The following is a 19,500-nucleotide window of genomic DNA, read 5'->3' on the forward strand; positions in this document are numbered from 1 at the left end:
AGCGCAGGGATCAAGGGGCAGAACTGCCCCGCGCCTTGCCGCGCGCGGCGCAAACGCCTACAAGCCGCCACTTCCCCGCAAGACAGGAATATTTCATGCGACCCTCCAAACGCGCCGCCGACGAGATGCGCAAGGTCACGCTCGAACGCGGCGTGGTGCGCTATGCCGAGGGTTCCTGCATGGTGACGTTCGGCGAGACGAAGGTGCTTTGCGCCGCGACCGTCGAGGAAAAGGGGCCGCCGTGGCTGCGCGGCACCGGCAAGGGCTGGGTCACCGCCGAATATTCGATGCTGCCGCGCGCCACGCATGAGCGCACGCGCCGCGAGGTCACCTCCGGCAAGCCCTCCGGCCGCACGCAGGAAATCCAGCGCCTGATCGGGCGCAGCTTGCGCGCCGTCGTCGATCTCACCGCGATCGGCGAGCGCCAGATCGTCGTCGATTGCGACGTGCTCCAGGCCGATGGCGGCACCCGCACGGCCTCGATCACCGGCGCCTGGGTCGCGCTGCACGACGCGCTGAAATGGATGGAAGGGCGCGGCCTGCTCAAGGGCACGAGCCCGCTGAAGGACCATGTCGCCGCGATCTCCTGCGGCATCGTCGCCGGCAACCCGGTGATCGATCTCGACTATGTCGAGGATTCCGGCGCGCAGACCGACGCGAATTTCGTCATCACCGGCTCGGGCGGCATCGTCGAGGTGCAGGGCACGGCCGAGGGGGCGCCCTTCTCCGAGGAGGAGCTCCTGTCGCTGCTGAAGCTCGCCAAGGGCGGCGTTTCCAAGCTCGTCACGCTGCAGAAGGCGGCGGTGGCGTAGTCATCGTCATAGAACACGGCGTCATCCCGGACGCAGCGAAGCGGAGATCCGGGATCCATCGTAGAGTGCGACGCCCTTCGATGGATCCCGGGTCAAGCCCGGGATGACGGCGTGGTTCCAGAGGATAAGAAGAGATGTCGGAGCATCGCCTCCTCACCGGCAAGGTCGTGATCGCGACCCATAACCAGGGCAAGTTGCGCGAGATGCGTGACTTGCTGGCGCCCTATGGCATCGAGCTCGTCTCGGCCGGGGAACTCGGGCTGCCAGAGCCGGTCGAGGATGGCTACATGTTCTCGGAGAACGCGGCGATCAAGGCGGTCGCCGCGGCCTCGGCCAGCGGTTTGCCGGCGCTTTCCGACGATTCCGGCATCTGCATCGATGCGCTCGACGGCGCGCCGGGCCTGTTCTCGGCCAACTGGGCCGGACAGGCTAAGGATTTCGCCTTCGCGATCGGACGCGTGCAGATGGAACTCGCCAAGCGCGGCGCCATCACGCCCGAGACGCGCAAGGCGCATTTCGTCTCGGCACTGGTGATCGCCTGGCCGGACGGACACCAAGAGCTGTTCGAAGGCCGCGTCTTCGGCACGGTGACCGAGCAGGCCCGTGGCCTGGGCGGTTTCGGCTACGATCCAATCTTCCTGCCCGAGGGCCATGACAAGACCTTCGGCGAGATGACGGCCGAAGAGAAGCACGGCATTCCGGCCGACGGCTCGCCCGGCCTGTCGCATCGCGCGCGCGCCTTCCATGTGCTGGCCGCCGCCTGCCTGAGGAAGTCCGCGTGAGCGACCCGGCCGCCTTGTCCGAGCGGCCATCGCTCCTGCATCCGACCGCGGATGCGGGCTTCGCCGTCTATGTGCATTGGCCGTTCTGCCTGGCCAAATGCCCCTATTGCGACTTCAACAGCCACGTGCGGCTGCAGCCGCCCGACCAGCAGCGCTATATCGCTGCCTTCCGCCGCGAGATCGCGCATCGGGCGGCGCTGGTGCCGGGCCGCACGGTCTCCTCGATCTTCTTCGGCGGCGGCACGCCCTCGCTGATGGAGGGCCGCACGGTCGGCGCGATCCTCGATGCGATCGGTGAATACTGGGCGGTCGATCCCAATTGCGAGGTCTCGCTGGAGGCCAACCCGACCAGCGTCGAGGCCGGGCGCTTCCGCGATTTCCGGGCTGCCGGCGTCAACCGCGTCTCGCTCGGTGTGCAGGCGCTGAACGACGCCGATCTCAAGGCGCTCGGACGGATGCATTCGGCCGAGGAGGCGCTCGCCGCCGTCGCGATCGCGCGCCAGTATTTCGAGCGCTATTCCTTCGACCTGATCTATGCCCGCTCGCCCTTGCAGACGCCGGCCTTGTGGCGCGCCGAGCTGGAGCTGGCGATCAGCCACGCAGCCGAGCATCTCTCGCTCTACCAGCTGACGATCGAGCCGGGCACCGCCTTCGAGCGACTGTTCCGCGCCGGCAAGCTCGCCATTCCCGATCACGATGCCGGCGCCGCGCTCTACGAGACGACGCAGGAGATCACGGCGAAGCACGGCCTGCCGGTCTACGAGATTTCGAACCATGCCCGGCCCGGCGCCGAGTGCCGGCACAACCTCGTCTACTGGCACTATGGCGAATATGCTGGAATCGGCCCCGGCGCCCATGGACGGCTCGTAACAACGCAGGGCCGTATGGCGCATTCGACCGAGAAGCGGCCGGAGGTCTGGCTGGAACGCGTCGAGGCCGAGGGTCATGCTCTGGTCGAGGACGAGCGTCTCAGCGAAGAAGCGCAAGGCGATGAGTATCTGCTGATGGGGCTTCGCCTCGTCGAGGGCATCGATCCCCAGGTGTTCAAGGCGCTGGCGGGACGCGCGCTCAATGCCCAGCGCGTGACCAGCCTGATCGACGAGAAGCTGCTGATGGAACGCGCGGGCGGCCGGCTCGCGGCGACGCCGGACGGCGCCTTGTTGCTCGACGCGCTGGTGGCCGATCTGGCGGCTTGAAGCCTGCCGTCATTCTCGGGCGGAGCGAAGCGCAGACCCGAGAATCTCCTTCAGGAAGAGGCGCTGGAGCCTCCGCGTCACGAGATGCTCGGGTCAAGCCCGAGCATGACGGCAATTCTCGGGCGTCAGCCCTTCCCCAGCCGCACGCCGGTCTTCGGGTCGAAGACATGGACCTTGTCGGGATCGACGGTGATCCAGAGCCGGCCTTCCTGCGCCGCAATCTCGCCGGTCGCCGCCTGCATCACGAAGGGCTGGCCGGCGAGCTTGCCGTGGAAGAGCTGGGTCGCGCCCAGTTCCTCGATGAACTCGACGTCGAAGGGCAGCGAACCCGCCTGCCCTTCCGAGGCGATCTCGACATCCTCGGGCCGCAGGCCGACCTCGACCGGTGCCTGCACAGCCAGATCCTCGCGCAGGTCGCGGACCTCGATGATGGCGTCGCCCAGCGCGACGATGCCGGGGCCATCGACCGCGCCGGGCAGGATGTTCATCGGCGGCGAGCCGATGAAGGTCGCGACGAACTTGCTCGCCGGCTTGCGGTAGACCTCTGCGGGCAGGCCGATCTGCTCGACCTGGCCGGCATTCATCACCACGAGCTTGTCGGAGAGCGTCATCGCCTCGACTTGATCGTGGGTGACGTAGATCGCGGTGACGCCGAGCGCGCGCTGCAGCTTCTTGATCTCGACGCGCATCTGGACGCGCAGCTTGGCGTCGAGGTTCGAGAGCGGCTCGTCGAAGAGGAAGACCTGCGGCTTGCGCACGATGGCGCGGCCCATGGCGACGCGCTGGCGCTGGCCGCCGGAGAGCTGGCGCGGCCGGCGTTCCAGGAAGGGCTCGATCGCGAGGATGCGCGCGGCTTCCTTCACGCGCTTGTCGATCTCGTCCTTCGGCGTGCCGCGGTTGCGCAGGCCATAGGCCATGTTGTCGTAGATGTTCATATGCGGGTAGAGCGCATAGTTCTGGAACACCATGGCGATGTCGCGGTCGGCCGGCTCGATCTGGTTGACGACACGGTCGCCGATCGCGACCTCGCCGGACGAGATCGTCTCCAGCCCGGCGACCATGCGCAGGAGCGTGGACTTGCCGCAGCCGGAGGGGCCGACGAGGACGCAGAAGCCGCCATCGGGGATGTCGAAGGAGACGCCTTTGACGGCCTCGACGCCGCCGGCATAGACCTTCTTGACGTTGCTGAGAGTGACCTGGGCCATTCGCGGATTACTTCTCGGTTTCGACCAGGCCCTTCACGAAGAGCCTCTGCATGGCAATGACGACGAAGACGGGCGGCAGCATCGCCAGCATGGCGGTGGCCATGGCGAGCTGCCATTCCGTCAGGGCGTCGGCGGTGACGATCATCTTCTTGATGGCGATGACGATGGTCTGCATCGAGTCCTTCGTCGTCACCAGAAGCGGCCAGAGATACTGGTTCCAGCCATAGATGAACTGGATGACGAAGAGCGCGGCGATCGTCGTCATCGAGAGCGGGATCAGCGTGTCCTTGAAGAACTTGAACGGGCCGGCGCCGTCGATCTTCGAGGCTTCGAGCAGCTCGTCCGGGATCGTCATGAAGAACTGCCGGAAGAGCAACGTGCCCGTCGCCGAGGCGATCAGCGGCACGGCGAGGCCCTGATAGGTGTCGAGCATGTTGAGATCGGAGACGATCTTAAAGGTCGGGAAGATGCGGACCTCGACCGGGAGCATCAGCGTGATGAAGATGATCCAGAACGCCGCCATGCGGAACGGGAAGCGGTAATAGACCACCGCATAGGCCGAGAGCACGGAGATGAAGATCTTTCCGAGCGCGATCGTGATCGCCATGATGAAGGAGTTCACCATCATCCCGATCACCGGCTCGCGCGTCGTGCTCGACGTGCCAACGAAGAGGATGCGGTTGTAGTTCTCCAGGAAATACGGGCCGGGATAGAGCGGCATCTGGCCGTTGATCACGGTCGCGGCGTCCCAGGTCGAGGCGACGAAGGTCAGCCAGACCGGGAAGGCGACGATCAGCACGCCGATCGTCAGGATGACATAGGCGATCGCGTCGCCCAGGCGGCGGTCCTCGACCATCAGGCGGCCCTTCCCATCTCGCGCAGCAATCCGGCCAGCGCATCCGCGCAGGCATCGAGGCAGGCCTGCCCCTTCTCAGGCGTGGCACGGCGCGCATCGCCGACCACGCCGGTCTCGGTCATCTCCCGGAAGGAGCGATGGCGCGAGACGGTCGGCCGCCCCGGCAGGCCGTCGCGGGCGCCGAAGGCTTCCGAGAGGCGCGGCTCGCGGACCGAACCCGGCGCCAGCACCATCATCATCGAGGTCTCGACCTCGCAGGCATGCTGGACGCCCTTCTGGTCCTGGAGCAGCGGCGGGAAGGCGTCCTGCGCCAGCATGAAATAGGTGGTCGCCTCGACATGCAGCCGGGTCTCGCGAGCGAAATCGGGCAGGAAGGCGGTGAGCGCGGCGATGTTGCCGCCGTGGCCGTTGACGATCAGCACGCGGTGGAAGCCGTGGCGCTCGATGCTCTTCAGGAAGGAGAGCAGCACGGCGCGATAGGTCGGGATGTCGAAGGTGAAGGTGCCGCCGAAGGCCATGTGATGCTCGGCCATGCCGCACCAGAGCGTCGGCGCCACGACGACGTCGATATCAGCTGCACGCTCGGCCGCCGCCTTGCAGACGCCGCTGCACAGGATGGTATCGACGCCAACGGGCAGATGCGGGCCGTGCTGCTCGATCGAGGCCACCGGCAGGACGACGATCGCGTCCGCCGCCGCCTTGGCGCGCAATTCCTCGGCGGTGAGGTCCATCCAGAGCACGGAGGGGGATCGGGTCACGGCGCGGGCCTCAGCAGCGGAAAGAAGAAGGCTTCGGTCAGCGTCTTCGCCAGGAAGGGCGCACGCCTCGCCGCCTCGCCCTCGTTGACGATGATCATCGGCGTGTGGTTGAGCACCTTGTAGAGACCGTCCTTGCGGCGCTCGGCGAGCGAACCCTCGGTCAACGAGCGCAGCACGAGCGTGAGATCACGGCTCTTCAGGCTGCCGGTCGGCGGCGAGATGTCGAAGCGGACATGCAGGAGCCGGAACATGTCCAGCCCCTCGTCCGAGGCCCGCCGATCCAGCGCCGCGTCGTCGGCGAAGACGGGGACGGCGACGAAGGGGACCTTGGCCTGCTCGGCCTGCCTGCGCATTTCACCGATCAGCTGGCTGCAGATGCGCTCGGCCCAAGCCAGCGTCGTGGCCGGCCCGCAATTCAGCACGATGCCGGACCAGGCGTCGATCCGGCGCCCCTGCGCGGCAGCCGTCGTCGGCAGCAGCAGGAGGCCGAGAAGCGCAACGACGATGGCACCGGCCGGCCACGCCATCAGTAGCTGACCTTGCGCTCGATGAAGCGGAACTGCACCGCGGTGAGCCCGATCACCATGATCAGCAGCAGCACCGACTGCGCCGCCGAACCGCCGAGATTGGAGCCGCCCTTGCCGTCGGAGAAGACCTTGTAGACCAGCGTCTCGGTCGCGCCCGAGGGGCCGCCGCCGGTGACGGTGTCGATGATGCCGAAGGTGTCGAAGAAGACATAGACGATGTTGACGACGAGCAGGAAGAAGGTCGTCGGCGAGAGCAGCGGGAAGACGATGGTCCAGAAGCGGCGCATCGGCCGGGCGCCGTCGATCACCGCCGCCTCGATCACGCTCTTGGGGATCGATTGCAGGCCGGCGAGGAAGAACAGGAAGTTGTAGCTGATCTGCTTCCAGGTCGCAGCCAGGATGACCAGCAGCATGGCGTGGTTGCCGTTGAGGCGCGGGTTCCACGGGATGCCCAGCGACTGGAGGCCGCGCGCGAGCATGCCGAGCGAGGGATCGAACATGAAGATCCAGAGCACGCCGGCGATGGCGGGGGCCACCGCATAAGGCCAGATCAGCAGGGTCTTGTAGATTTCGCCGCCGCGAAGCTGCCGGTCCGCCATCACCGCGAAGAGCAGCGCGATCGAGAGCGAGAACACGCAGACGAAGGTCGAGAAGATGATCGTGTTGATGAAGGCCTTGAGATAGCCGGGGTCGGCGAAGAGCATCTGGTAGTTCTCGAACCAGACGAATTCCGTCGAGGTGCCGAAGGCATCCTCCAGCAGGAAGCTCTGCCAGACCGCCTGGGTCGCCGGCCAGTAGAAGAACACGACGGTGATGGCGAGCTGCGGCAGAAGCAGCAGGAAGGGGATCGTGAGCCCCTTGAAGTATGCGTTCTTCTGCATCGGCTTCCCTGGAACGAGACGGCCATCCCGGACGGAGAGTGTCCGGGATGGCCTTAGGTTTGCAAGAGCTAAGCGCTTAGCGGGCCGCGGTGCGCTCGAACTGGCGCAGCATCTGGTTGCCGCGATCGGCCGCCGCGTCCAGCGCCGCCTGCGGCGACTTCTGGCCGTTCAGCGCCGCTTCCAGCTCCTCCGACCAGATGTCGCGGATCTGGACGAGGCTGCCGTAACGCAGGCCCTTCGAGTTGTCGGTCGGAGCCTTGTTGGTCAGCTCCAGGATCGGGGTCTCGAGATAGGGCTTGTCCTTGTAGAAGCCGGACGCCTTGACCTTCTCATAGGCCGCCTTGGTGATCGGCAGGTAGCCCGACTCGGTGTGCAGCTTCACCTGACGATCGACATTCGAGAGGAAGGTGAAGAACTTGGCGACGCCCTTGTACTCGTCGGCCTTCTTGCCGCCCATGACCCAGAGCGAAGCGCCGCCGATGATCGAGTTCTGCGGGGCGCCCTGCACGTCGGGATAATACGGCATCGCGGCATTGCCCCAGTCGAACTTGGCGTTCGCCTTGACGTTGCCGAAGAAGCCCGACGAGGTCAGGAAGATCGGGCATTCACCCGAGGTGAAGCGGCCTTCGCCATTGTTGGTGCGGCCCGAGTAATCATAGGTCTTGTCCTTCTGCAGCTCGACCAGATTGGTCCAGTGTTTCAGGAAGGCCGGGCTCTTGTTGAAGTTCAGCACGGCGTCGAAACCGGCCATGCCGTTGACCTTGGTCGAGAGCGGCACGTTATGCCAGGCGCCGAACTGCTCGATATTGGCCCAGGTCGCCCAGGCGTTCGAGACGCCGCACTTGTCGTAGCCGGCAGCCTTCAGCTTCTTGGCCGCGGCAAAGGTCTCGGGCCAGGTCTTCGGCGGCTTCTCGGGGTCGAGGCCCGCCTTCTTGAAGGCGTCCTTGTTGTACCACATCACCATCGACGAGGAGTTGAACGGCATCGAGAGCATGTCGCCCTTGGCCGTCGAATAGTAGCCGGTGATCGCGGGCAGATAGGCGGTCGGGTCGAACTTCTCGCCGGCTTCCTTCATGACCTCGTGGACCGGCTTGATCGCGCCCTTGGCCGACATCATCGTGCCGGTGCCAACCTCGAAGACCTGCAGAATATGCGGCGCCTGGCCAGCGCGGAAAGCGGCGATGCCGGCGTTCAGCGTGTCGGGATAGGAGCCCTTGTAGACGGGTACGACCTTGTAGTCCTTCTGCGAGGCGTTGAAGTCCTCGGACAGCTTGACGACGACGTCGTTGTTGGCGCCGGTCAGCGCGTGCCACCACTGGATCTCGGTCTGCGCCAGGGCCGGCGAGGCGCCGACGAGTGCAAAGGCGGCGACCGACATCAGGATGCGCGATTTGATGCTCATGGAATATCTCCCTTCCGCGGGCGAGCGCCGCCGCGGTTCTTGTCGTTGGTGCGCAAGCTAGCATGAAGCGCAGGCGACATTTCAATGACAAATCGATGACGGTCAGTGCAATCCGCCTATCGTCGCGGTCAAGCGGCTACGCTGGCGCATGACGGCTCCTCGCTTGCGCAATTGTGCATAACCGGCTGATCTGGGCTCCCGATCCGAATCCGTCCGTGGATGCCGCCATGCCCAGCCTCGATCTTGCCGTGACCGCGACCTTGCCGGGGGATGCCGATGCCGCAGCACTGGCCGGCCGCGTCTGGCGGCCCGATCTCGGCGGGCCGGCCGTGGTGACGCTGCGCGACGGGCAGGTCATCGACGTGACCCGGAGCTTCCCGACCAGCCGCGACCTCTGCGAAAGCGCCGACCCGGCCGCCGCGCTAGGCGCAGCTCAGGGCGAGGCGATCGGCTCACTCGCGGAGGTCCTCGCCAACACGCCTGTGGATGGCCGCGATCCGAAGCGGCCCTGGCTGCTCTCGCCGCTCGACCTGCAGGCGGTGAAGGCGGCCGGCGTCACCTTCGCGGTCTCGATGCTGGAGCGCGTGATCGAGGAGAAGGCGCGGGGCAACCCGGCCGCCGCCGCGACGATCCGCGAGGAAATCGGCAAGCTCATCGGCGACGACCTCTCCAAGCTGAAGCCCGGCTCACCCGAGGCGATGCATCTCAAGGACGTGCTAATCAAACAGGGCGCCTGGAGCCAGTATCTGGAGGTCGGGATCGGGCCGGACGCCGAAATCTTCACCAAGGCCCCGCCGATGTCGACGGTCGGTACCGGGGCGGATGCCGGGCTGCATCCGGCCTCGAGCTGGAACAATCCCGAGCCCGAGATCGTGCTGATCGTCGCCTCCGACGGACGCATCGTCGGCGCCACGCTCGGCAACGACGTCAATCTGCGCGATGTCGAGGGCCGCTCGGCCCTGCTGCTCGGCAAGGCCAAGGACAACAATGCCTCCGCGGCCGTCGGCCCCTTCATCCGCCTGTTCGATGCCGGCTTCACGCTCGACCATGTCCGCCGGACCACGGTGACGCTGACTGTCGAGGGGGAGGATGGCTTCCGGCTGGAAGGCTCGTCCTCGATCGCGAAGATCAGCCGCGACCCGGCCGATCTCGCCGCGCAGATGATCGGCCCGCATCACCAGTATCCGGACGGGGCCGCGCTCTATCTCGGCACCATGTTCGCGCCGATTAAGGATCGCGACGCACCGGGCGGCGGCTTCACCCATAAATACGGGGACATCGTCACCATCGCCGCGCCCGAGCTCGGCAGCCTCGTCAACCGGATGAAGCGCACCGACGCCTGCGCGCCCTGGACCTATGGCGCCTCGCATCTGATGCGCCATCTCGCCAGGCACGGGCTGCTGTGAGGCGATAGCCAACGCTGAACGCCGCGCGGTTCCTGCCGGCTTTCTTGACCGAAAACCGCAAGAAGCAGCGGTTTTGTCAGGCGGATGGTAAGAATTTTCTGCCAGAGAGCGGGCTGGACCAGGAGGGTTCGGCGTGGCGATGAGCGAGATCGGGAGGCAGAACTCCCAGGTCGGCACCAAGAGTGTGAGCGGCAAGGGCGCGATGGCAAGGATAGCCGGTTCACCCCTCGCCTGGATCGTGGCGTTCGCGCTGGTAGCCATCGCCGGCCTGATCTTGCCGCTGCGCCTGCCGCTGGGCCCGAACGCCTGGGACACCGTCGTCTATCTCGACGCGATCCAGCGCATCGAGCTCGGCCAGGTCCCGACCATCGATTTCTTCGCGCCGATCGGCCCGCTCGGCTTCTATATGGCCGCGGCTCTCGACATCATCTTCACCAACGCCCAGCCGATGCTGCTGATCAACTGGGCGCTGCTGCCGATCATGCTGCCGGTGCTCGCCCTGCTCGCAGGCGAGGTCTCGCGGCGCTCGCGCCCGCAGGCCCTGGCGCTCGTCCTGCCCTTCCTGCTGTTCGCAACCTTCCCGATCAACCTGCATGCGCTCTATCCGTCGCCCGGCTTCGACGGCTACGGCTTCTACAACCGCCATGTCGCGCTGCTGCTCTATCTGCTGATCGCGACCCTGATCTTCGCCGAGCGGCGCGGCTTCAGGATCGCGCTCGTCGCCGTGCTGATGCTGGCGCTGTTCCTGACCAAGATCACCGGCGCGGTCTCCGGCACGCTGCTCGTCGGCTATGCCACGCTCAGCGGCCGGATGCGCTTCCGCGACGCGGTCATCGCCGCCGGTTTCGTGATCCTCGCGCTCGGCGTGCTGCAAATCGCGACCGGGCTGAGCTCGGCCTACATCATCGATATCCTGACCCTGCTCAGTCTCAACACCGATACGCTGCTGCCGCGCTTCCTGACCGTGGCCTCGGTCAAGTTCAACGTGATCGGGCCATCGCTGATCCTGCTCGCCACGCTCGCCTACGCGTCTTGGCGCGACGGTTTGCCGGCGACGCTCGCCGGCTGGCGGGCGCTGATCGACGCGCCGATCGGCTGGTTCGCTGCCGGTCTGTTCGCGCTCGCGCTGTTCGAGACCCAGAACACGGGCTCGCTCGAATTCATCGGCCTGTGGCCGATCCTGCTGCCGCTCGTAGCCGACTGGTGGCAGCGGCGCGACGACCGGCTGCGCCCCGTGGTTCTCGTGCTCGTGCTCACGGTCACGCTGCCGAGCGCCATCATCTGCATCGAGCGCAGCATGCGCGCTGTGATGAGCGCGCCGACCTATGTCGCCCTCGACCTGCCCGATCTCGGTCCGCTCGGCCGCATCAGCGTGAAGCGCGACATCGCCGCGCGCGCCGCCGCGATGCTCGACCATTACGCGACACAGCCCGAGGGGTATCGCGACCTGATCCGGCGCGACATCCTGCCATCCTACACCCTCTATTCGGAGATCGACTATCAGGCGACCTGGATGCTCGAGATCCAGCAGGCGATCACCGCGATCAAGGCCTGGGAAGCCGCCAACAAGCGCGAGCTCAACGGCTTCTTCACCTTCGATTTTGTCGATCCGCTGAATCGCCTGCTGGAGCGTTCGCCGCCGCGTGTGGTCCCCGTCGGTGTGGACCCCGGCCGCAGCACGCCGGACCTGCAGCCAGGCACCATCGAGGCGCTCAGGCAGACGGACGCGATGCTGATGCCGAAATGCCCGGTGACGACGCCGCGCGAGATGATCCGCAGCCATTTCGCCGCCGCGCTCGAAGGGCGCGAACGGATCGCGCTCGCGCCCTGCTGGGACATGTACCTGCGAAAATAGGTGCCAGAGCATTTTCGAGCGAAGTGGATACCGGTTCGCGTGAAGAACCCGAGGTCCGCGTCAGCGAAAATGCGATAAAACAAAGAATTAGAGCGTGCCTGGGTTTCGAAGAAACACGGGCACGCTCTATGGATCAGCCAGTCGCCGTCTGCCCGGCCTCCCAGCCGAGGATGGCGCGCTTGCGCGTCAGGCCCCAGTGATAACCGGTCAGCGCGCCGGACTTGCCGATGACGCGGTGGCAGGGCACCACGAAGGAGATCGGGTTCTTGCCGACCGCCGTGCCGACGGCGCGCGCCGCGCTCGGCTTGCCGATATGGTTGGCGACCTCGCCATAGGTGGTGGCGCAGCCGACCGGGATGCGCAGCAGCGTCTCCCAGACCCGGACCTCGAAATCGGTGCCGATCAACACGACACGCAAAGGCGTCTCCGGCGACCAGGCCTTGGGCTCGAAGATGCGGCCGGCATAGGGCGCGGTCTGGACGGGATCGTAATGGTAGTCGGCATGGGGCCAGCGCCGCATCATGTCGGCCAGCGCCTCGGCCCGACCGCCGACGACCTTGCCGCCATCGGCGCTGTTCGAGACCCAGCCGAGCCCGGCGAGGCCACGCTCCGTGATCACCACGAGCGCCTCGCCGAAGGGCGATGCATGAAAGCCGTAGGAGAGCTTCAGGCCTTCGCCACCGGTCTTCCATTCGCCGGGCGACATCGCCTCATGCGTCACGAAGAGATCGTGCAGCCGGCCGGGGCCGGAAAGGCCGACTTCGAGCGCCGTGTCGAGGATGCTGGCCGAAGCCGAGAGCAAGCCCTTGGCATGGTCGAGCGTGATCGCCTGCAGGAAGGCCTTCGGCGTCAGCCCGCACCAGCGCCGGAAGAGATGGTGGACATCGGTCGGGGTCGCGCCGGCGGCCTCCGCGATCGCCTCGATCGTCGGCTGCTCGCGCCAGTTATGGGTGATGAAGGAGAGGATGCGCCGGACGGTATCGTAGTCCGAGCCGGGCGCGACGGCCGGGAAATCGGCCTCGCTCGGCATGGCATCGGTGGCGCGCGCCAGCACCGCATTGGAGAAGCGCGTCGGGGTCATCGCCGTTTTCATGGAAGCATGAGCGTTCATGGGAGCCTCGCATCATTCGTCATGATGCGAATCTAGGGTCTCCACCATGCCGTTCCCACCCGAAAGCTGGCAAGGGCAGGGTTGCGCAGCGCCCCGGCGAAGCCTCTAACAGCACGATGACCTCCCCCGCCGACGCCATCATCGATCTCTACCAGCGCCATGCCGCGACCTATGACGGCTTGCGCGGCAAGCTGCTGATGGAAGGCTCATGGCTCGCGCGTTTCCGGGCCTTGCTCGCGCCCGGCGCCACGATCCTCGATATCGGCTGCGGCACCGGCCAGCCGATCGCCCGCTATTTCAGCGAACAGGGTCATGCGGTCACAGGCGTCGATTCCGCCCCGGCGATGATCGCCTTGTGCCGGGCGCGCTTTCCCGAGGGCGACTGGCAGGTCGCCGACATGCGCAAGCTCGCGCTCGGCCGACGCTTCGGCGGATTGATCGCCTGGGATTCGTTCTTCCACCTGACGCCGGAGGACCAGCGCGGGATGTTCGCGGTCTTCGCCGCGCATGCCGCACCGGGCGCCGCCCTGCTCTTCACCAGCGGACCGGCCCAGGGCGAGGCGATCGGCACGTTCGAGGGCGAGGCGCTCTACCATGGCAGCCTCGGTTCCGCTGAATACCGGGCGCAGCTAACGGAGAACGGGTTTTCGGTCATCGACCATGTCGTCGAGGACCCAAGCTGCGGCGGGCATACGATCTGGCTCGCGCAGGCTGCGCCTGCTCAGGGCGCGCCGTAATCCGGCCCGCGGCGGGCGCTCGACAGCGCCGAGCCCAGCGCATCGGCGAAACCGGAGCGCTCATGCGGCGAAAGCGCGGAAGCGATCGCGACGCTCTGCCCGCGCGAGACCAGCTTCAGGCCGAGCAGGCCGTAATCCTCGTCCGTCTGGCGTTCGAGCCTTGTCCAGATCGGGTTGAAGCGCCAGATCGTCTCGCGGCCGTGATGCGAGACCTTGCGCAGGAAGACCTCCAGCGGCGTCACGACGATGCGTTCGAAGGCACGCGCATGCCGGAAATTGACGTGGAAGGCGATGAAGAGCGCGATGACGTCTATCCCGAAGAAGCCGGCGACCGGCCAGGCGCCGAGCACGACGAAAGGAATCGAGGAGACGACGCTCGCCAAGCAGACCAGCGTCATCACGATGCGGAAGCCGTTCTGGCCGAGCGAGCGATGCGGCGTGATCGTCGCGTCGAAGACCGGCCGCTGCGACGCGTCCGCGATCTCGCTGCCAAGGCTATTGCCGGTGGTCATCCCGCGATTATAACGCCGTCATGGATCAGCGGAACAGGCCCCCTCGCGCCGCGGCGCCGGCAAAGCGCATCACGTTGCCGCGCGCCCGCAAGCCGGCCGAGATCCGCGAGATCTTCAGCCGCTTCCAGGCCGCCAATCCCGAGCCCAAGGGCGAACTGGACCACACCAACGCCTTCACGCTGCTGGTCGCCGTCGTCCTGTCGGCGCAGGCGACCGATGCCGGCGTCAACAAGGCCACCCGCGCGCTCTTCGCCATCGCCGACACGCCCGCAAAGATGCTCGCGCTCGGCGAGGAGACCGTGCGCGAGCACGTCAGGACGATCGGGCTCTACCGCACCAAGGCGAAGAACGTGATCGCGCTCTGCGAGAAGCTGATCGCGGAGTTCGGCGGCGAGGTGCCGGCGACGCGCGAGGCGCTGGAGAGCCTGCCCGGCGTCGGCCGCAAGACCGCGAATGTCGTGCTCAACATCGCCTTCGGCGAGATCACCCATGCGGTCGACACCCATGTCTTCCGCATCGCCAACCGCCTGCGCATCGCGCCGGGCAAGAACGTGCTGCAGGTCGAGCTCGGACTGGAAAAGGCGGTGCCGCCCGAATTCGGCCGGCACGCCCATCACTGGCTCATCCTGCACGGGCGCTATACCTGCAAGGCGCTGCGGCCCGAATGCCTGCGCTGCATCCAGAACGACCTGTGCGATTCCGCCGACAAGCGCATCGCCTGAGCTTGTGGCCTGACGCTGCGAGAGCCCTCCCTTCGTCTGCTTGACAGTCCTTGGCGGCTGAGATGAGCTTCGCGCGCCGGTCGCCTTGGAGGCTCGGAGAAGCCTGAGAGCCAGCGGCAGAGGAAGCTCAGGAGGTCATCGAGATGAAGCGTTTCGTCCTCGCGGCGAGCATCGCCGTTGCCGCCCTATCCGTTCATGCCGGCGCCTTCGCCCAGTCCAAGGGACCGGTCGTCGGGGTCAGCTGGTCCAACTTCCAGGAAGAGCGCTGGAAGACCGACGAGGCCGCGATCAAGGCAGCGGTCGAAAAGGCCGGTGGGACCTATCTCTCGGCCGATGCGCAATCCTCACCGGCCAAGCAGCTCACCGATGTCGAGAGCCTGATCGCGCGCGGCGCCAAGGCGATCATCGTGCTGGCGCAGGATGCGCAGGCGATCCGCCCCGCCGTCGAGAAGGCGGTGAACGAGGGCATCGCCGTCGTCGGCTATGACCGATTGATCGAGATCCCGCAGGCCTTCTACCTGACCTTCGACAATATCGAGGTCGGCCGGATGATGGCGCGCGAAATCCAGAAGGCGAAGCCGGAAGGCAACTACGTCTTCATCAAGGGTTCGAGCCAGGACCCCAATGCCGGCTTCCTCTATCAGGGCTCAATCGAGGTGCTGAAACCCGCGATCGACGGCGGCAAGATCAAGAATGCCGGCGAAGCCTTCACCGACCAATGGCTGCCCGCCAATGCCCAGCGCAACATGGAGCAGATCCTGACGCGCAACCAGAACAAGGTCGATGCCGTGATCGCCGCCAATGACGGCACGGCCGGCGGCGCCATCGCGGCACTGGCCGCGCAGGGGCTTTCCGGCTCGGTGCCGGTCTCGGGCCAGGATGCGGACCGCGCGGCGCTCAACCGCGTCGCATTGGGCACCCAGACCGTGACGATCTGGAAAGACGCGCGCGAGCTCGGACGCAACGCCGCCGAGATCGCGCTCAAGCTGGCCGGCGGCGCCAAGCTCAACGAGATCCCGAAATCGGTGAGCTGGGATCAGGGTCCGTCGAAGCAGAAGATGACCGCCTTGTTCCTGACGCCGGTGCCGGTGACCAAGGAGAACCTCAATGTCGTGATCGATGCCGGCTGGGCGCCGAAAGCGGCGGTCTGCCAGGGCGTCGCGGCCGACAAGGTCAAGGCCTGTGACTGAAGCCACGCCAGCACCGGCTAGCCCGGTGCAGGAGGCGCGCGGTCTTGCCGATCGTCTGCGCGAGATCGAGTTCGATCCACGCATGATCGGCATGGTCGCCGCGCTCGCGGTGATCTGGCTCGGCTTCAACTGGCTGTCGGACGGCGCCTTCCTGACGCCGCGCAACCTGTGGAACCTGCTGGTCCAGACCGCCTCGATCGCGATCATGGCCTGCGGCATGGTGCTGGTCATCGTCACCCGCAATATCGATCTCTCGGTCGGTTCCATGCTCGGCTTCGTCGGCATGGTGGTCGGGCTGGTGCAGGTCCGGCTGCTGCCGGAGCTCTGGGGCCTGGAGCATCCGCTGACCTGGATCGTCAGCCTGCTGCTCGCGATGACGCTGGGTGGGTTCGTCGGGCTGCTGCAGGGCGCGCTGATCGCCTATCTCGCCATCCCCTCCTTCATCGTCACGCTGGGCGGGCTTCTGGTCTGGCGCGGGGCGGCCTGGTGGGTCACGCAGGGCCAGACGATCGCGCCGATGGATTCGCGTTTCCGGCCGCTCGGCGGCGGCGTCGAGGGTGCGATCGGCACCAGCGCCTCCTGGGCGATCGGCCTCGGCCTTTGTGTCGTGATCTGCCTGGGCGCGGCGCTGATCCGGCGCCGGCGCAAGCGCTTCGGCTTCGTGCTGCGCCCGCTCTGGGCCGAGATCGCCATTGCCGGGCTCGGCTGCGCGGCCGTGCTCGCCATGGTGATGGTCGCGAACGCCTATGCGCTGCCGGCCGGCATCGCGCGGCGCCTCACCGAGGCGAAGGGCGGCACCTGGCCGGAAGGCGGGCTCATCATCGGCCATGGCTTGGCCGTGCCGGTGCTGATGGCGCTGGGCGTCGGCGTGGTCATCACCTTCCTCGCCAACCGCCTGCGCTTCGGCCGCTATGTCTTCGCCATCGGCGGCAATCCTGAAGCCGCGCAGCTCTCCGGCGTGAACACGCGCAAGGTGCTGATGCTGGTCTTCGGGCTGATGGGCGTGCTCGTCGGCATCTCCGCCTGCATCTCGACGGCCCGCCTCAACGCGGCGACCAATGCAGCGGGTACGCTGGACGAGCTCTATGTCATCGCGGCGGCGGTGATCGGCGGCACCTCGCTTGCCGGCGGCGTCGGCACCATCGCCGGCGCCATGCTGGGGGCCCTGGTGATGCAGTCGCTGCAATCCGGGATGGTGCTGATCGGCGTCGATGCGCCCTTGCAGAACATCGTGGTCGGCATCGTCCTCGTCCTCGCGGTCTGGCTCGACGGGCTCTACCGCAAACGGCTGAGCTGAGGAGGTTCCATGAGCATCGCGGAGCCGGCAGACATCGCCGCAACCCACCCCGGCCAGGGCACGCCCCTGATCGAGATGCGCGACATCTCGATCGCCTTCGGCGGCATCAAGGCGGTGGACGGCGCCAGCGTCGACCTGATGCCGGGCGAGGTCGTCGGCCTGCTCGGCCATAACGGCGCCGGCAAGTCGACGCTGATCAAGATCCTGTCGGGCGCCTACAAGGCCGATGCCGGCACGATCCGGGTCGATGGCGAGGAGGTCGCGGTCTCAAGCCCGCGCGACGCCAAGCGCCACGGCATCGAGACGATCTACCAGACGCTGGCGCTGGCCGACAATGTCGACGCCGCCGCCAACATCTTCCTCGGCCGCGAACTCCTGACCGGCTGGGGCACGCTCGACGATGCGACGATGGAGGCCGAGACCCGCAAGGTGATGGGCCGGCTCAACCCGCATTTCCGCCGCTTCAAGGAGCCGGTGAAGGCGCTCTCCGGCGGCCAGCGCCAATCGGTCGCGATCGCGCGGGCGATCTATTTCAACGCCCGCGTGCTGATCATGGACGAGCCGACGGCGGCACTCGGCCCGGCGGAGACCAAGCAGGTCGCCGAGCTGATCCTGCAGCTCAAGAAGCAGGGCATCGGCATCTTCCTGATCAGCCACGACCTGCACGACGTCTTCGACCTCGCCGACCGGGTCACGGTGATGAAGAACGGCAAGGTCGTCGGCACGGCCCGCACGGCGCAAGTCACGCAGGACGAGGTGCTGGGCATGATCATCTCGGGCAAATGCCCGCCGGCCGCGGTGGCGGGGCCGGGGGCTTTGCGGGGATAGAAGCGGGCGCCGCGCCTCACTTCGCGTCGAGCAGGTCCTTCACCGACAGGAGCACCAGCTCGTTGTCGTCGGCCTTCTTCGGGTCGCGCGAGGAGGAGAAGGGCAGGTTGTTGTCGTTGCCGACGACGATGATGCCGGCCGCGCGATCGACGACGTCGACATTCTCGATGGTGAAGAACGGGAAGGGCAGCACGCCGTCGATGGCGCCCTGCTTCGCCTTGCCGTCGGGGTCGGCGATCTTCAGGAGGTCGATGAAGCCGACCTTGCGGACCGGCTTGCCGATATTGGCCTCGGTCATCTCGACCTTCACGACGCGCTTGAATTTGGCGAGGTCGTGGAAGCAGTCCGGGCCCTTCTGACCGGCGGCGCAGGCCTTGTCGGCCGTGCCTTCGCCGTTATCGCGCTCGATGATCAGCGCGGTCGTGGCGTCGATCATGTTGAAGTCGCCGATGGCATTGCCCTTCTGCTCAAGGGGATAGAACCAGGAGCGGCCGGTCCATTTTTCATTGGCGACGTCGAACTCAAGGATGCGCAGGACTTCCTTGCCGTCGACTTCCTCGTTGCCCTTGGTCTCGGCGTTCCAGAGCGGGCCTTCGAGCAGCGGATAGAGGAAGCGGCCGTCCGGCGACTGCGCCATGCCCTCGTAGCCCTTGGAGCGGCGCACGTTGAAGGCCGGCATCGGCGCATCGGGCGCGCCGGGCGTGGTGATGCCGTAGTGGTCCGGCGAGCGGGCCGGTTTGCCGTCGACCAGCGTCTCGAACACGGCCTCGATCTTGCCGCTGGCGTCGACGCGGATGAGATAGGGGCCGAATTCCTCGCCGATCCAGAACTTGCCGCCGATCGGCTGAATCGATTCGGGATCGAAATCCGCACCGGTCAGGTAGCGCTTTTCCGTGCCTTCCTGGACGATGCGGAACGGCACCTTCTTTTCGGGATCGTGCAGGAAGGTGGTCGAGAGACGCTCGACCGCGCCCTTGCCGAAATCGGCCTTGAGGCGATGGAAGAACAGCATCGCGTCGGGCGAATTCGCCTTGGCGCCGAAGCCGTTATCGGTCAGCACGAGGAACTCGCCATTCCCCAGCGAGCGGATGCCGGAGAAGCCCTGCACGGGCTGGCCGGCGAAGGGGGTGGAGAGCCCGGTCGGACGCCCGCCCGAGGTGCCCATGACGGTGCCGACCGCCTCGACGCGCTTGCCCGGCGTCACGAACTTGCCGGAGACCTTGAGATCGGCCGGCGCATCGGCCGGCGCCGGGATGATGGTGTTCGCCGGCAGCAGGGCATGGCCGACGAGCTTCGCGGGGAATTCCTTTTGAGGCGCCTCGGCTCCGGCGAGCATGGTCGAGGACAGCAACAGGGCGGCGATGAGCGGCAGGCGCATGGAATGGCTCCGGGATGAGGCGAAGCCTTCGCTTCGCCCGGCCGG

19 protein-coding genes are annotated in these 19,500 nt (G+C 66.6%); 10 read left to right on the forward strand and 9 right to left on the reverse strand.

The window, feature by feature from the left end:
- The first annotated feature begins 95 nt into the window (after window positions 1–95).
- The 3 genes from rph (at window position 96) to hemW (ending at window position 2,790) form a co-directional block, all read left to right on the forward strand.
- Complete coding sequence (gene rph / locus AC07NY_RS22215) at window positions 96–812, forward strand: ribonuclease PH (RefSeq protein ID WP_494585624.1); 717 nt, start codon at window positions 96–98, stop codon at window positions 810–812.
- 134 nt (window positions 813–946) lie between these two features.
- Window positions 947–1,594, forward strand: a complete 648-nt coding sequence (rdgB, locus tag AC07NY_RS22220) for an RdgB/HAM1 family non-canonical purine NTP pyrophosphatase (protein WP_494585625.1) — start codon at window positions 947–949, stop codon at window positions 1,592–1,594.
- Entirely contained in the window at window positions 1,591–2,790 is a 1,200-nt protein-coding gene (hemW, locus tag AC07NY_RS22225; protein ID WP_494585626.1) for a radical SAM family heme chaperone HemW, read from the forward strand. The genes rdgB and hemW overlap by 4 nt, the downstream gene beginning before the upstream one ends.
- Before the next feature lie 125 nt (window positions 2,791–2,915).
- Here hemW and AC07NY_RS22230 read toward each other — a convergent pair whose 3' ends face one another.
- From AC07NY_RS22230 to ugpB, 6 genes are all read right to left on the reverse strand, one after another.
- Entirely contained in the window at window positions 2,916–3,995 is a 1,080-nt protein-coding gene (locus tag AC07NY_RS22230; RefSeq protein ID WP_494585627.1) for a sn-glycerol-3-phosphate import ATP-binding protein UgpC, read from the reverse strand.
- A gap of 7 nt (window positions 3,996–4,002) precedes the next feature.
- Complete coding sequence (gene ugpE / locus AC07NY_RS22235; RefSeq protein ID WP_494585628.1) at window positions 4,003–4,851, reverse strand: sn-glycerol-3-phosphate ABC transporter permease UgpE; 849 nt, start codon at window positions 4,849–4,851, stop codon at window positions 4,003–4,005.
- Window positions 4,851–5,609: a creatininase family protein gene (locus AC07NY_RS22240; RefSeq protein WP_494585629.1), complete on the reverse strand. Its 759-nt coding sequence runs from the start codon at window positions 5,607–5,609 to the stop codon at window positions 4,851–4,853. Before AC07NY_RS22240 ends, ugpE begins: the two co-directional genes overlap by 1 nt.
- On the reverse strand, window positions 5,606–6,136 hold the full coding sequence (locus AC07NY_RS22245; RefSeq protein WP_494585630.1) for a hypothetical protein: 531 nt from the start codon (window positions 6,134–6,136) through the stop codon (window positions 5,606–5,608). The genes AC07NY_RS22240 and AC07NY_RS22245 overlap by 4 nt, the downstream gene beginning before the upstream one ends.
- Window positions 6,136–7,017, reverse strand: coding sequence for a sn-glycerol-3-phosphate ABC transporter permease UgpA (ugpA, locus tag AC07NY_RS22250; RefSeq protein WP_492286985.1), 882 nt, complete (start codon window positions 7,015–7,017; stop codon window positions 6,136–6,138). Before ugpA ends, AC07NY_RS22245 begins: the two co-directional genes overlap by 1 nt.
- Window positions 7,018–7,093: 76 nt before the next feature.
- Window positions 7,094–8,419 carry a sn-glycerol-3-phosphate ABC transporter substrate-binding protein UgpB gene (ugpB, locus tag AC07NY_RS22255; RefSeq protein ID WP_492286986.1) on the reverse strand — a complete coding sequence of 442 codons (1,326 nt, stop codon included), beginning with the start codon at window positions 8,417–8,419 and terminating at the stop codon, window positions 7,094–7,096.
- 227 nt (window positions 8,420–8,646) lie between these two features.
- On the opposite strand from ugpB, the gene AC07NY_RS22260 reads away from it, so the two are divergent.
- A complete protein-coding gene (locus AC07NY_RS22260) occupies window positions 8,647–9,825 on the forward strand; it encodes a fumarylacetoacetate hydrolase family protein (RefSeq protein ID WP_494585631.1) in 1,179 nt (392 codons plus the stop codon).
- Between the two features lie 139 nt (window positions 9,826–9,964).
- Window positions 9,965–11,680, forward strand: a complete 1,716-nt coding sequence (locus AC07NY_RS22265; RefSeq protein WP_494585632.1) for a hypothetical protein — start codon at window positions 9,965–9,967, stop codon at window positions 11,678–11,680.
- Between the two features lie 133 nt (window positions 11,681–11,813).
- Here AC07NY_RS22265 and AC07NY_RS22270 read toward each other — a convergent pair whose 3' ends face one another.
- On the reverse strand, window positions 11,814–12,710 hold the full coding sequence (locus AC07NY_RS22270; protein ID WP_494585752.1) for a methylated-DNA--[protein]-cysteine S-methyltransferase: 897 nt from the start codon (window positions 12,708–12,710) through the stop codon (window positions 11,814–11,816).
- A 197-nt stretch (window positions 12,711–12,907) separates the two neighbouring features.
- Between AC07NY_RS22270 and AC07NY_RS22275 the strand changes: the two genes are divergently transcribed.
- Window positions 12,908–13,528 (forward strand): methyltransferase domain-containing protein, encoded by a 621-nt coding sequence (locus AC07NY_RS22275; RefSeq protein ID WP_494585633.1) that lies wholly within the window; start codon window positions 12,908–12,910, stop codon window positions 13,526–13,528.
- On the opposite strand, the gene AC07NY_RS22280 is transcribed toward AC07NY_RS22275, so the two are convergent.
- A complete protein-coding gene (locus AC07NY_RS22280; RefSeq protein ID WP_494585634.1) occupies window positions 13,513–14,040 on the reverse strand; it encodes a DUF2244 domain-containing protein in 528 nt (175 codons plus the stop codon). The two genes, AC07NY_RS22275 and AC07NY_RS22280, sit on opposite strands and share 16 nt — an antisense overlap.
- Window positions 14,041–14,060: 20 nt before the next feature.
- Between AC07NY_RS22280 and nth the strand changes: the two genes are divergently transcribed.
- From nth to AC07NY_RS22300, 4 genes are all read left to right on the forward strand, one after another.
- On the forward strand, window positions 14,061–14,762 hold the full coding sequence (gene nth, locus AC07NY_RS22285; protein ID WP_494585635.1) for an endonuclease III: 702 nt from the start codon (window positions 14,061–14,063) through the stop codon (window positions 14,760–14,762).
- Window positions 14,763–14,905: 143 nt separating this feature from the next.
- Entirely contained in the window at window positions 14,906–15,952 is a 1,047-nt protein-coding gene (gene xylF / locus AC07NY_RS22290) for a D-xylose ABC transporter substrate-binding protein (RefSeq protein WP_494585636.1), read from the forward strand.
- Window positions 15,945–17,249, forward strand: a complete 1,305-nt coding sequence (locus tag AC07NY_RS22295) for a sugar ABC transporter permease (protein ID WP_494585637.1) — start codon at window positions 15,945–15,947, stop codon at window positions 17,247–17,249. Before xylF ends, AC07NY_RS22295 begins: the two co-directional genes overlap by 8 nt.
- Window positions 17,250–17,258: 9 nt before the next feature.
- Window positions 17,259–18,077, forward strand: a complete 819-nt coding sequence (locus tag AC07NY_RS22300; RefSeq protein WP_494585638.1) for an ATP-binding cassette domain-containing protein — start codon at window positions 17,259–17,261, stop codon at window positions 18,075–18,077.
- Between the two features lie 16 nt (window positions 18,078–18,093).
- Here the strand turns inward: AC07NY_RS22300 and AC07NY_RS22305 are convergent, their stop codons facing one another.
- Window positions 18,094–19,455 carry an esterase-like activity of phytase family protein gene (locus tag AC07NY_RS22305; protein WP_494585639.1) on the reverse strand — a complete coding sequence of 454 codons (1,362 nt, stop codon included), beginning with the start codon at window positions 19,453–19,455 and terminating at the stop codon, window positions 18,094–18,096.
- Between the last annotated feature and the right edge of the window lie 45 nt (window positions 19,456–19,500).

This window comes from Allobosea sp. GW821-FHT09G06, from assembly GCF_059416005.1.